The organism is Candidatus Zixiibacteriota bacterium (assembly GCA_040753495.1).
Lineage (GTDB): Bacteria > Zixibacteria > MSB-5A5 > GN15 > PGXB01 > DYGG01.
The window spans coordinates 1-11,305 of record JBFMEF010000122.1; the positions used below are offsets into that span (position 1 = coordinate 1).

At 50.8% G+C, this 11,305-nt stretch carries 13 protein-coding genes; 8 read left to right on the plus strand and 5 right to left on the minus strand.

Annotation, left to right across the window (positions count from 1 at the left end):
• From AB1690_07900 to mce, 3 genes are all read left to right on the plus strand, one after another.
• Positions 1-1,246, plus strand: a 1,246-nt coding sequence (locus tag AB1690_07900; GenBank protein ID MEW6015231.1) for a methylmalonyl-CoA mutase family protein, incomplete at its 5' end; no start/stop codon positions are given.
• Complete coding sequence (locus AB1690_07905) at positions 1,233-1,748, plus strand: hypothetical protein (protein MEW6015232.1); 516 nt, start codon at positions 1,233-1,235, stop codon at positions 1,746-1,748. The genes AB1690_07900 and AB1690_07905, both read left to right, overlap by 14 nt.
• Before the next feature lie 12 nt (positions 1,749-1,760).
• Positions 1,761-2,162: a methylmalonyl-CoA epimerase gene (gene mce / locus AB1690_07910; GenBank protein MEW6015233.1), complete on the plus strand. Its 402-nt coding sequence runs from the start codon at positions 1,761-1,763 to the stop codon at positions 2,160-2,162.
• A gap of 1 nt (position 2,163) precedes the next feature.
• On the opposite strand, the gene AB1690_07915 is transcribed toward mce, so the two are convergent.
• The 3 genes from AB1690_07915 to AB1690_07925 all read right to left on the minus strand — a co-directional run bounded on the left by AB1690_07915 (position 2,164) and on the right by AB1690_07925 (position 3,578).
• A complete protein-coding gene (locus tag AB1690_07915; protein ID MEW6015234.1) occupies positions 2,164-2,946 on the minus strand; it encodes a zinc ribbon domain-containing protein in 783 nt (260 codons plus the stop codon).
• A gap of 108 nt (positions 2,947-3,054) precedes the next feature.
• Positions 3,055-3,423 carry a BlaI/MecI/CopY family transcriptional regulator gene (locus tag AB1690_07920; protein MEW6015235.1) on the minus strand — a complete coding sequence of 123 codons (369 nt, stop codon included), beginning with the start codon at positions 3,421-3,423 and terminating at the stop codon, positions 3,055-3,057.
• Positions 3,423-3,578 (minus strand): DUF5668 domain-containing protein, encoded by a 156-nt coding sequence (locus tag AB1690_07925; GenBank protein ID MEW6015236.1) that lies wholly within the window; start codon positions 3,576-3,578, stop codon positions 3,423-3,425. Before AB1690_07925 ends, AB1690_07920 begins: the two co-directional genes overlap by 1 nt.
• A 336-nt stretch (positions 3,579-3,914) precedes the next feature.
• Here AB1690_07925 and AB1690_07930 point away from each other — a divergent pair, with 336 nt between their 5' ends.
• Together AB1690_07930 and AB1690_07935 are read left to right on the plus strand one after the other, a co-directional pair.
• Complete coding sequence (locus tag AB1690_07930) at positions 3,915-5,435, plus strand: hypothetical protein (GenBank protein MEW6015237.1); 1,521 nt, start codon at positions 3,915-3,917, stop codon at positions 5,433-5,435.
• Between the two features lie 44 nt (positions 5,436-5,479).
• A complete protein-coding gene (locus AB1690_07935; GenBank protein ID MEW6015238.1) occupies positions 5,480-5,986 on the plus strand; it encodes a dockerin type I domain-containing protein in 507 nt (168 codons plus the stop codon).
• A 15-nt stretch (positions 5,987-6,001) separates the two neighbouring features.
• Here AB1690_07935 and AB1690_07940 read toward each other — a convergent pair whose 3' ends face one another.
• Together AB1690_07940 and AB1690_07945 are read right to left on the minus strand one after the other, a co-directional pair.
• Entirely contained in the window at positions 6,002-6,994 is a 993-nt protein-coding gene (locus AB1690_07940) for a uroporphyrinogen decarboxylase family protein (protein MEW6015239.1), read from the minus strand.
• 11 nt (positions 6,995-7,005) lie between these two features.
• Entirely contained in the window at positions 7,006-7,782 is a 777-nt protein-coding gene (locus AB1690_07945; GenBank protein MEW6015240.1) for a DUF169 domain-containing protein, read from the minus strand.
• A 744-nt stretch (positions 7,783-8,526) separates the two neighbouring features.
• On the opposite strand from AB1690_07945, the gene AB1690_07950 reads away from it, so the two are divergent.
• The 3 genes from AB1690_07950 (at position 8,527) to AB1690_07960 (ending at position 11,227) form a co-directional block, all read left to right on the plus strand.
• Positions 8,527-9,897 carry a sigma-54 dependent transcriptional regulator gene (locus tag AB1690_07950; GenBank protein MEW6015241.1) on the plus strand — a complete coding sequence of 457 codons (1,371 nt, stop codon included), beginning with the start codon at positions 8,527-8,529 and terminating at the stop codon, positions 9,895-9,897.
• Positions 9,898-10,070: 173 nt separating this feature from the next.
• Positions 10,071-10,493 carry a prepilin-type N-terminal cleavage/methylation domain-containing protein gene (locus AB1690_07955; protein ID MEW6015242.1) on the plus strand — a complete coding sequence of 141 codons (423 nt, stop codon included), beginning with the start codon at positions 10,071-10,073 and terminating at the stop codon, positions 10,491-10,493.
• 302 nt (positions 10,494-10,795) lie between these two features.
• Positions 10,796-11,227: a prepilin-type N-terminal cleavage/methylation domain-containing protein gene (locus AB1690_07960; protein MEW6015243.1), complete on the plus strand. Its 432-nt coding sequence runs from the start codon at positions 10,796-10,798 to the stop codon at positions 11,225-11,227.
• Positions 11,228-11,305 lie beyond the last annotated feature (78 nt).

Consider the following 11,305-nt stretch of genomic DNA (forward strand, 5'->3'; position numbering starts at 1 on the left):
ATCATCGCTGGAGGATATGGAGCGTCTGTTCGACAAGATACCGCTGGGGGAGGTCTCGACCTCGATGACGATAAACGCCACGGCGGTGATTTTGCTGGCGATGTATATTACGGTGGCAAAGAAGCAGGGGGTCTCCTCAGATAAGATTTCCGGCACGGTGCAGAATGATATTTTGAAGGAGTTTATTGCGCGGGGGACCTATATTTTTCCGCCGGGGCCATCGATGCGGATAATCACCGATATCTTCGCCTATGCCAAGGAGCATCTTCCGAAGTTCAACACGATATCGATATCGGGGTATCATATTCGTGAGGCGGGAGCGACGGCGGCGCAGGAGGCGGCCTTTACGCTGGCGGATGCGGTGGCGTATGTGGAAGCGGCGCTGGCAGCGGGTCTTGATATCGATGACTTTGCTCCGCGGTTGTCGTTCTTCATGGCGGCGCATAATAATATATTTGAGGAAGTGGCGAAATACCGGGCGATGCGACGTCTCTGGGCGCGGATAATGAAAGAGAAATTCAGAGCTAAAGAGAGTCGGTCGTATCTGTTTCGTTTTCATACGCAGACCGGCGGCTCGACCTTGACAGCGCAGCAGGCGGAAAACAATATCGTGCGGACAGCGATGCAGGCGCTGGCGGCGATTTTTGGGGGAACGCAATCGCTGCATACCAACGCCTACGATGAGGCGTTGGCGCTTCCGACCGAAAAATCAGCCGAGATTGCGCTTCGGACCCAGCAGTTGCTTGCCTATGAATCAGGAGCGGCCGACAGTGTCGACCCGCTGGGGGGAAGTTATTATGTGGAATACCTGACAGACGAAATGGAAAGGAGAATCTCATCGCTTCTTGCGGAGATTGAAAAGAGAGGCGGGGCGGTCAAGGCGGTTGAGTCGGGGTATTTCAAGAGTGAGATTGCCCAATCGGCATATAAGTTTCAGAGAGAGGTCGAAAGCGGCAGGACAGTAGTGGTGGGAGTGAATAGATTTATATCTGAATCGAAAGAGGCAACAGAAATTCTGAAAGTGAATCCGGAACTGGAGGAGAAGCAGAGAGGTCGCCTGCAGGAGTTGCGGAAAAGACGGGATAATAAGAAGGTGGAGCAGGCGCTCTCGGCGCTGGAAGAGACCGCCCGCGGGAAGGAGAACATTGTTCCCGCGGTGATTGATGCGGTGGAAAGTTACGCCACGGTCGGAGAGATTTCAGACAGGTTGAGAAATATATGGGGAGAATATCATGAGAGGATTTAGGCTGTTGACGATTTTGGGCTTGTTGATAATGGCGACATCCTGCTCGCAGCAAGGGGAGAAGACAACGAAAACCGCAGCCGCGCCGTCATCGACATCAGATTCCATAAAACCGGCGGAAATTCCGATTCGGGAGGCACTGACAGAATTTTTCGGGCGGCTTAAAGAAGGGGATAAGACAGTAATGTACGAGAATGAATTCACTTATTACCAGCTGGAATATCCCCTCGACAAATATTATGAACTCGACCGGGTGAAAAATTATAAATATGATACGCTCAAAGGGATTGCAATCGACAGCGTGAAGATTATGCAGGATTCGGCGGCGGTCTATTTTGCAATCATATATCAGAACTTGCTGGGAGAGGAGAAGCAGCGGAAATATTACCGAATAATGTACTATACCCGCGACCGCTGGATATTGCCGTACCAGTCCCGTATCAAAGATGAACTGGAGTTTCGGCAGAGGAAGCGGGAATATGACTCCGCCACTACCGGACAGTAAGAGAGAATTCTGATGCATGAGGTGTCGCATATAGGGATTGCGGTGCGGAATCTGGACCGGGCCGTGGAGACTTATTCGCTTTTGTTGCAGAAGAAACCGGAATTGACCAAAGAAGTAGCGGAGCAGCAGGTGCGGGTGGCGATTTTCCGGTCGTCAGGAGAAGGACCATCAATTGAGCTTCTGGAGCCGCTTGGGAACGAAAGCCCGGTGGGGAGATTTCTGGAGAAACGGGGCGAAGGGATTCATCATATCTGCATTTATGTTTCAGGGATTGAGGCGGTATTGAAAAGACTCAAAGAAAAGGGGGTTCGTCTAATCGATGAGACTCCGCGGGTCGGAGCGGAGGGACACAAGATAGCCTTTATACATCCATCATCTTTTTCGGGCGTCTTGATCGAACTGGAAGAAAAATAGATTACTTATTGGGGGCATTAATTATCACTCGGGCGGCGCCGCAGCGATTGCAGAAGTGAACGTCATTATGATTGACTCGTCCGCAGGAGGCGCAACGCCAGAAGTTGTGACTGTCGGCGCCGAGGGGATTGAATGATTTCTGAACCCGGCGATTGCGGGCGAAAAAGAATATCGTAAGCATGACAAGCAAGCCAATCAGAAAGTATTTGAAGATTCCGGCGGAGAATAAAACCTTGGGGGCGGTGGTGGCGGTGATATGGAACGAGCGGATGGACATAAGGAAACTGGGGAAGATGTGATAGTAGATATCGGAGGGGGCTTCGGCAATCAGCAGATAGAGCGCTTGACGGCCATCAGTCAGGCGGACAATGGTTCCGCTGACATATTTGCGAAGTTTGGTGCGGCCATCAATCGCCAAAGCGGTGAAATCGGTTTCGAAATGGGCTTTGCCCAGGTCGAGTTGATATTTCGGTATTGAATCAATCGCCAGAGGAACTCCCATTTTGCGGTACAGCCCGGAAATTGCCTGACGCAGGTCATCCTCGGAACTGATCTGGTTGCCGTCTTCGATGAAATATCTCTTGACCGAGATAAAAATAGGGCTCTGTGGAGATTCGGAGATGATGATTTCGTCGGATCGGGAAGTGTCCACAAACCATCCGGGGGGCGCCGCCAGGAAACACTGGAGTTTGTCGGAAAAGATATTGCCGGCGTTGTCGTCAACCTGGGCGGCGACCGGCGCCGCCGCAAAAGCGGCGGTCAAAATTATGAACAAAGCGCGCATATTATAATTATCGGGAAAGAAAGGGGAGTTCTAAACAGGGAAAAAACGTCAATATGGACTGAGACAGTTACTTTTGAGAGGCGAGCCGACGGGGGGCAACCCGGCCGATTACTTTTTCCTGTAATGCTTTAGAACTCTTGAGGTTATATCAGGAAAGTCGCGATTTAATTCCGATATAATTTTCTCCACCGCCATCTCCAGGAAATCTTCGCGGGAGATATTCGGGCGATAAATGAAGGAGTGGCTGGACTTTTCGCGCGCGAGAAATCCTTTTTGCACCAGGTGGGTCAGGACAGTGGTAATAGTGGTATAGGCGTACTTTTTCTTTTGATTGAGAAAGTATTGCAACCGCTTGGCGGTAATAGGGCTGTTATCCCAGAGGATTTGAAGCGCCTGGGCTTCAAGGGGACCGACAAATTTCTCCATTCCCGAGGCGTCGGGGTCGAAATGAAAAATAATTCTCTTATCAGGCGGCATCAATACTGATGACGTTTACGCTCCAGCAGCATTTTGGCGCCGAGAGCAATCAAAACGATGGGGACGAGATAGTCCCAGAAATCGCCGCGGATGATATCAAGACGCGCCAGCAGAAGCAGGACGCCGGCGATCAGGAAGGCAACTCCCCAGAACATAGAGATTCCTTTCTTCAAGAGTAATTGACCGGAAATTAGGGGACGGCGGGAGACGATGTCAATAAAAAATAATGAGGCCCGGTCGGGGGGGACAGCGCGGGCGGCCGGGATTTTATTATTGACAAAATGGGTCTATTTAATATATTATGGGTCGATAATCATATATTTCGACAATGGACGTCCCGCAGGACTTTTATTTTCGTCTGACTCTCAATTTTCTTCCGGGCCCTTGATAGATTTTAATTTAACGGAGATGTCTTTTAAGCGATAGACATCAGAAGTCAGCAGTAAACCGGATTAAGTTTACAAATGCTCCAGGAGAGGAGGATTTATTCCATGCGGAAAGCAAATGTGATTGCCGTCGTCGCAGTATTAGGACTGGTAATGTTAAGCCAGGCGGAAGTGCCGCAATTGATTTCGTATTCGGGGAGGTTGACAGACGGGTCGGGGAGTCCGGTGCCGGACGGGGCGTATTTGATAAAGTTCATAATCTGGAATGACCCGTTGTCGACAGACGCTTTGAACAAACTGTGGGATAACGGGTATCAAACCATCAATACTGAGAATGGGATATTCAGTTACAACTTGGGGGCGCATACAGCGCTTCCGAATAATCTTTTCTCGGACACAGCACTTTATCTCGGTATTACGGTGGGGGTAGACCCGGAAATGACGCCTCGGACAAAGCTGACGGCGAATCCATTTTCATACCAGGTGTTGCGGGCAGATACGGCCCAGTTTCTCAGCACAGCAGTGACTTCGGCGATGATTGCCAATGGGGCAATCATGAATGTAGATATAAATAATGGGGCAGATATTGCACCCAGTAAGATCTCGGGCACAGCCATGAATCTTACGGATGTGCAAACAGTCAGCGGCGACAAGACGTTCAGCGGGACTCTGACTGTTGGTGACAGCTCAATACAGGCTAATTCGATTGGGGTCAGAATCGGGGATAATGGTGCTCCCAGCGGGTCGGCGCTGCTTCGTCTGGGACGAAATTATAACACTCCAGAAGGGCGCAATGGGCTATTTGTACCATTAGACAACAGCGGGACAGGACAATTGGTAGGGGGATATTTTCTAATTGGAAGTCCCAGTACGGGAACCGGAACGACTTACGGGATTTATATAGATGCGGACAATGCCGCTTCATCAACTACAAGTCGATTTGGCGTTTATAGTATTGCCGGCGCAAACACAAATATCGCCGGAACTTCTTACGGGGTGCGCGCGACTGCCTCGGGCGGAAATACGGCATACGGCATATATGCATCGGCCGCCAATGCGGGGACTAATTTTGCCGGTTATTTTTCCGGTAACACCCATGTCAACGGTACCCTGAGCAAGACGGCCGGGGCATTCAAGATAGACCATCCGCTGGAACCGGAGGATAAATACCTGCAGCATTCATTCGTGGAGTCTCCGGATATGAAGAATGTTTATGACGGGAATATTATAACAGATGGAAACGGAGAAGCGATGGTCGAGCTTCCGTCATATTTCGAAGCGTTAAACAAGGATTTTCGGTATCAACTGACGGTGATAGGGGAATTTGCACAGGCGATTGTAGCAGAGAAGATAAAGAATAATCGGTTTGTCATTCGTACCGAAAAGCCGAACCTGGAGGTGTCGTGGCAGGTGACGGGGGTGCGGAAGGACGCCTGGGCGGAGGCGAACAGAATCAAAGTGGAAATTGACAAGCCGAATGAGGAGAGAGGGACATATTTATATCCGGAACTATTCGGGCAACCGGAATCAAAGCAGTTGCATTACATGGCCCGGCAGGAAGAGATGAAGATTGCGGAGGAGCATCGCGACGGAGCTCAGTGGGAGTCATCGGGCATTCAGGAATAATATGAAGAAGAGTGGAAATCGCCATAGACAGGAGCGGTGAAGTTATGATGCGATTTATACTGACAATGATGCTCGCAGCAGCGGTATCGGCCACGGCATCCGTTCCGGGTCCGGTAACGATGGAGAAGGGGCCGGCGAGCAATGCATCGTCGACAAGCAAAGCGATGGCGGGAGAGCAGATAAAGTGGCAGGTGATTTCATCAGGAGGGACGAACGGGACATCGACCAACTTTAAGATGCAGGGGACGGTAGGGCAGACGGCAACGGGATGGGCGCAGTCGGTCAATTATAAAATCAACCAGGGATTCTGGCAGGATTTTGGGTCGCCGGCAGAAGGTTGCTGTGACCATCCGGGTGATGCCAACAATAATAATGTGGTGAATATATTGGATGTCACCTTCACGATAGCGTTTCTTTACAAAGGGGGGCCATTGCCGTCCTGTCCAGGGGAAATAGATTCCAACGGCAACGGGATAACGAACATTCTGGATGTAACCTATACGATTGCATTTCTGTACAAGAGCGGCATGTCGCCGGTCTGCGGACCGTGAAGAGCGAAAGGGATTTCAGGTGCGGATTGAATTGACGACAGCGAGAATGTTCTCTTCCGGGACGGTTGGCTCATAGGTGCAGCCGGGTCCGAAAATCACCGGCTTGCCGTCATAGCGGTCGCGCTGACGAGCCATTTCGTTTTTGATTTCAACCGGAGATGCGTGACGAAGCCAGCCGGTGTGGTCGATTCCGCCGATTAAGGTTTTACCTTTCAGAATTTCCAAGCCGGTGTCGAGGGTAGGATTGGTCGGGTGGCTGCTGTCCCAGTTAAAGAGTGGCGCCGGGTAATCGGCCAGTTGTTTCAGGAAATTATTGGCGGCGCAGATATGGATGATATTGAGGGCATCGCCTCCAGCGGCGCGAAGAATTCTTAAATCATATGGGCGGGCATATTTTTCGTACGTATCATAACTCATCATGTCCGAGGTCGCCCACTCGGTGGTTGCCAGAAAGATGCCATCGGCGCCGGCATTACGGAGTTCGGCGATATATCGCTCAAATGTAATCGTAATATTCTCGACCGCGCTCATCACCCTGGATTCATCCTGTCCGAGATGCCTCAGCAGAAGCGACCCCTCCGGCACCAGGTCTCCGGCAATAGAGAGGGGGGTGAAGACAGTCATAAAGAGGTGGAGATTTTTGTCGGAGCCTTTCTTTATCAGGCTTACGGCGCGGAGATGCTCCGCCAGAACCGGCGCGGTTGGATTAAGCGGCTTAATCTTTTCCCAATCTTCCAGTTTTTCAACGACGAATTTCAGTTTCTGATGTTTGCTGAATTCCGATTGCGACCAGGCCAGACGGTTCCCCCAGTCTTCGACATGATAACTGGCGCGGGGATTGATTTTCATGAAGTCCCAGTCGAATTTTTTCTGGTAAGCGAGCATCGCCTCAGCCAGTCCCTCGGCGGTCGCTTCCCGATGATAGAAATGCCGCCAGAAGGATACGGCCGGGCGGTCCGGTTTTTCGCCGCTGATGATTGCCTGGATTCTTTCGCGATGTGATAGCATAAGCGATTTCGTTACTTTCCTTGTTTTTCCCAGTCATCAAACAATTTGTAATAATGTTTGGGGTATTGGGGGGTGTAACGAAGGAAAGTCGGCACCGGGTAGCGAATACCCCCTCTGTGCGTGCCTTCAAGACCAATGATGATTTCTTCTTCTTTGCCGACCGGCAGGGTGAGGGCCATTTCGTCATCCTGAGTCTGCCCGAAGACACGGTCGCCGTAACAGGGAAGAATAAGCTGCGCCTTTCCGGTTTTCACAGTTTCTATACAGATATCGGCGCAATCGAGACGTCCCGAGAATTTGCTGGTGAGATAGCCGCCTTCTTTATAGAGGACGGCCGTCATAAGGCGCATAATCTGGGCGGAGTTGCCATAGACCAGATAAAGATGCGGGATAAAATCGGCGCGGGAAATTGGTGCGGCGAGGATATATTTATATTCCTGAAAATTGAATTTGGGGACTTCGGCTTCGGTGCGGGCACCGGCCTGCCTGGTTTCGGTAAACATTCCGGCACACATTTCGCCGCAGGAGAAGGTCTCAATTTCCTCTCGCAGACCGAAGGCGGTCAAAGCCAGCGGGCAGTTGATATCTTCTTTGCCGACGGCCAGTTGCCAGCCGTAACGGCGCGCCATGGAAAAGGTCTGACAGATAGCAACCTGGATTTTAAGGTCGCGGTGGGGACGTTTGGTCCGCTCCGAGAGAGGCTCGTTATCTTTCACCATTCGGACTGCCAGCGGATAGGTGCCGGGGCGAACATATTGCGTAAGGGCATCATCTAATTTTCTAAGCATATCATCTCCTCCTGCGAGATTTCATTTTATCCCTGACGAAAGCTATACGATACCGATGGTTAAGACAAGCAAATTCGGACAGGCAGCGCAAGAACGAGAAGGTGTCAGTTCACGCTCCGACAGGGCGGCGGGACGCACCTGAAATTGTCAAAACCCCCTCTCGCGCCCCGCGATGGACAAGTGGCTCGGGGGGATTTTGACCTACTCCACTGACGCAACGGTGAATGAAAATGACCGTCAGGAGAGACTCCTGACGGCGCTGAAAACCTGAGAACTGACGCAACCGGTGATATGAATGTCAAAACCCCCTCTCGCGCTTCGCTATGGACATGAGGCTCGGGGGGATTTTGACCTACTCAGCTAAGAACTGACGCAACGGTGAATGAAAATGACCGTCAGGAGAGACTCCTGACGGCGCTGGAAACCTAAGAACTGACGCAACCGGTGATATGAATGTCAAAACCCCCACTCGCGCCCCGCGATGGACAAGTGGCTCGGGGGGATTTTGACCTACTCAGCTAAGAACTGACGCAACCGGTGATATGAATGTCAAAACCCCCGCTCGCGCTTCGCTATGGACATGAGGCTCGGGGGGATTTTGACCTACGCCGCTGCTGCCGATGGCTTGCAGTTTCCTGCCCAATATCTGAACAGAGTCGGCGGAAGTCGTTCAGGCGTATGACGGTTATGCCGATGAGACAGATGATATTTGGCTTTAGCGTACCTGCTTTATCGGGGAGATAAATGACCGGCAGAATATTGGTAGTCGATGACGAGCAATCGATGCGCGACTTCATGGAGATACTTCTTGCCAAAGAGGGGTACGAAGTCGATTCGGCGGAGTCGGGCGATGATGCCGTTAAGAAGACCAGCAAGGGGAATTACGATCTGGTGATTGCCGATCTGATGATGCCGAAGATGAGCGGGCTGGAGCTTCTCAAAGAAGTCAAGAGCCTCAATCCCGAGACTGATTTCATCGTGATGACAGCATTCGCGTCGGTCGATACCGCCATCGAGGCGATGAAACAGGGGGCGCTTGATTACATCAGTAAGCCGTTCAAAGTCGACGAAATCAAACTGGTGATAGAAAAATCGATAAGCCGGAAAAAACTTAAAAAAGAAAATGAGACACTAAAGCGGCAAATTTACGAGCAGTTCTCGCTGGAGAACTTCATCGGGCAATCGGATGAAATCATCGAGCTGAAAAAACTGGTGCAGAAAATTGCGCCCACCGATTCGACCGTAATGATTCGAGGAGAATCGGGCACCGGCAAAGATTTAATCGCCCGCGCGATTCATTCCCTGTCGGAGAGGGCGGCCGGTCCATTTGTTACCATCAACTGCGCCGCTCTGCCGGAGACGCTTCTGGAATCGGAGCTCTTTGGTTACAAGAAAGGGTCGTTCACCGGCGCCATAAAAGATAAAGACGGGTTGTTCAAGGTCGCCGACGGCGGGACCTTCTTTCTCGACGAAATAGGAAATACGTCACCGGCGATTCAGGTCAAACTTCTGCGGGTGCTGGAGAACAAGCAGATTACGCCGGTGGGCGAGACCAAACCGATAGATGTGGATGTCCGTCTGATTGCGGCGACCAACGCCGACCTGGAAGAGGATGTAAAATCGGGGCGGTTCCGCTCCGACTTATTCTACCGTCTGAATGTAATTCCCGTGCACATCCTGCCGTTGCGGGAGCGGGTGGAGGATATTCCGCTTCTGGTGACTCATTTTGTCGCCAAGTACTGCCGTCGCGGCGAACTGGAGTTGAAATCACTCAGCCTGGAAGCACTGACAGCGCTGAACAGGTATGATTGGCCCGGCAATGTGCGGGAGCTGGAGAACTGCATTGAGCGGGCGGTGCTTCTCTCGAAAGGTCAGACAATAGAAATAACCGATTTTCCGGCAAAAGTAACCGAAGGGCCGAAATCAACAATCGTTTCACGGGAGAATCCGGAGACGCCCACCCTGGAATCGATAGAAAAAGCATATATCTACTATGTGCTGAACCAGGCGCAGGGGAAGAAATCAAAAGCGGCGGAACTTCTGGGAATCGACAGTTCGACACTTTACCGGAAACTGGAGAAGTATAAACTCCTCGATAAAGATAAAAAAGAATAATAGTCGTCTATAAAATAACCGTCTAAACAGCGTCAATTTTTGAACAGTAATTGGGATGTCGAACCGTTACTCAACAAAATAGATTTGGGAAGTCGGATTTTTTCCGGCGGGAATGTCTTTTGCCCATAAAAGCGGGTATGAAACAGAATATGAAGATACAAGAGAGGTGTTCTATGATAGCGGTTAAATCATCCAAGGGCTTTACTCTGATAGAGTTAATGATAGTAGTGGTAATTATTGGTATACTGGCGACGATGGCAATCCCACGGTATTTCAATGTGGTGACCAAGAATAAGCAAAGTGAAGCGAAAATGATACTTAAACAGATATATACCAACGAGCGGACCTACCGTCAACAAGGTTCCGGCTACTATATACCGGGGGCGGCGGCAAGCGCATCGAATCCGGCGGCGTTCCAGCAGATTTGGGTGAGCATAATGGCTTCTTCCCGTTACACGTACACGATTGCCGGGAATGCCAATTCCTTCACGGCCACGGCGACTTCAGGTATTCTGGATGATGACGCTACCGTGGATGTCTGGACGATAGATAATTTTGGAACATTGACTTGCGTGAGTGATGATTCCAATTCTTAAGAGAGAATCGGAGGCAGAATTAAAGGCGCCTGGAGGCGCCTTTTTTATTGGGCGCACCCAAGATTGCAAAATGCAAGAAATCTCGCAATTCACAAAGGGTCCGGATATGGGGAATCTGCCAAACCTATTGGGAGAACGCCACATAAAGATGAGCGCCGGAGAATCTTTCTCCTTGCAGGGCGGAGACTTATCAATCCCATACAATGAAAAAAAAGAGTTTTCGGCGCGCGGCAGGGGTTTTGCGATAATAATGCCCGGAAATGAAAACGGAAAACCTGAAAACAAACCTATAGGAGGTCACAATGTTTTCCAAGTTTCACAATCGCCAGAAGGGTTTCACCCTTATCGAGTTGATGATCGTGGTGGTCATCATCGGTATTTTGGCCGCTCTGGCTATTCCCCGTTTCATGACTGCGACCACCAAGTCGAAGCAGTCGGAAGCGAAAGGTATTCTGAAACAGGTCTATACCATGCAGAGAACCTATCGCCAGCAGAATAACACTTACTGGGGACAGGGTACCACGGCCAGCGCCGCCGCCCAGAACGCTTTTGCGCCGATCGGCGTGGAAGTAATGGGTTCTGCCATTTATACCTATACCATTACCACGGCGAACGCCACCAACCTGCTGGTCACCGCGACCTGCTCGATACTTGATGACGACGCCACCGTCGATACCTGGACGATTAACGACCAGGGTCTTCTGATCTGTACTTCGGACGACTCGACTACTTAAGAATTCGGTGTGAGTGTGTACAAGGCGGCTCCGGTCGAGCCGCCTTTTTTATTGGTATTTTTTCACCTAAGCGCATAA

Bases quoted from the DNA above. Each gene is read 5' to 3' on its own strand.
- AB1690_07905 (MEW6015232.1), top strand. From the start codon at position 1,233: ATGAGAGGATTTAGGCTGTTGACGATTTTGGGCTTGTTGATAATGGCG.
- mce (MEW6015233.1), top strand. From the start codon at position 1,761: ATGCATGAGGTGTCGCATATAGGGATTGCGGTGCGGAATCTGGACCGG.
- AB1690_07915 (MEW6015234.1), bottom strand. From the start codon at position 2,946: ATGCGCGCTTTGTTCATAATTTTGACCGCCGCTTTTGCGGCGGCGCCG.
- AB1690_07920 (MEW6015235.1), bottom strand. From the start codon at position 3,423: ATGCCGCCTGATAAGAGAATTATTTTTCATTTCGACCCCGACGCCTCG.
- AB1690_07925 (MEW6015236.1), bottom strand. From the start codon at position 3,578: ATGTTCTGGGGAGTTGCCTTCCTGATCGCCGGCGTCCTGCTTCTGCTG.
- AB1690_07930 (MEW6015237.1), top strand. From the start codon at position 3,915: ATGCGGAAAGCAAATGTGATTGCCGTCGTCGCAGTATTAGGACTGGTA.
- AB1690_07935 (MEW6015238.1), top strand. From the start codon at position 5,480: ATGATGCGATTTATACTGACAATGATGCTCGCAGCAGCGGTATCGGCC.
- AB1690_07940 (MEW6015239.1), bottom strand. From the start codon at position 6,994: ATGCTATCACATCGCGAAAGAATCCAGGCAATCATCAGCGGCGAAAAA.
- AB1690_07945 (MEW6015240.1), bottom strand. From the start codon at position 7,782: ATGCTTAGAAAATTAGATGATGCCCTTACGCAATATGTTCGCCCCGGC.
- AB1690_07950 (MEW6015241.1), top strand. From the start codon at position 8,527: ATGACCGGCAGAATATTGGTAGTCGATGACGAGCAATCGATGCGCGAC.
- AB1690_07955 (MEW6015242.1), top strand. From the start codon at position 10,071: ATGATAGCGGTTAAATCATCCAAGGGCTTTACTCTGATAGAGTTAATG.
- AB1690_07960 (MEW6015243.1), top strand. From the start codon at position 10,796: ATGTTTTCCAAGTTTCACAATCGCCAGAAGGGTTTCACCCTTATCGAG.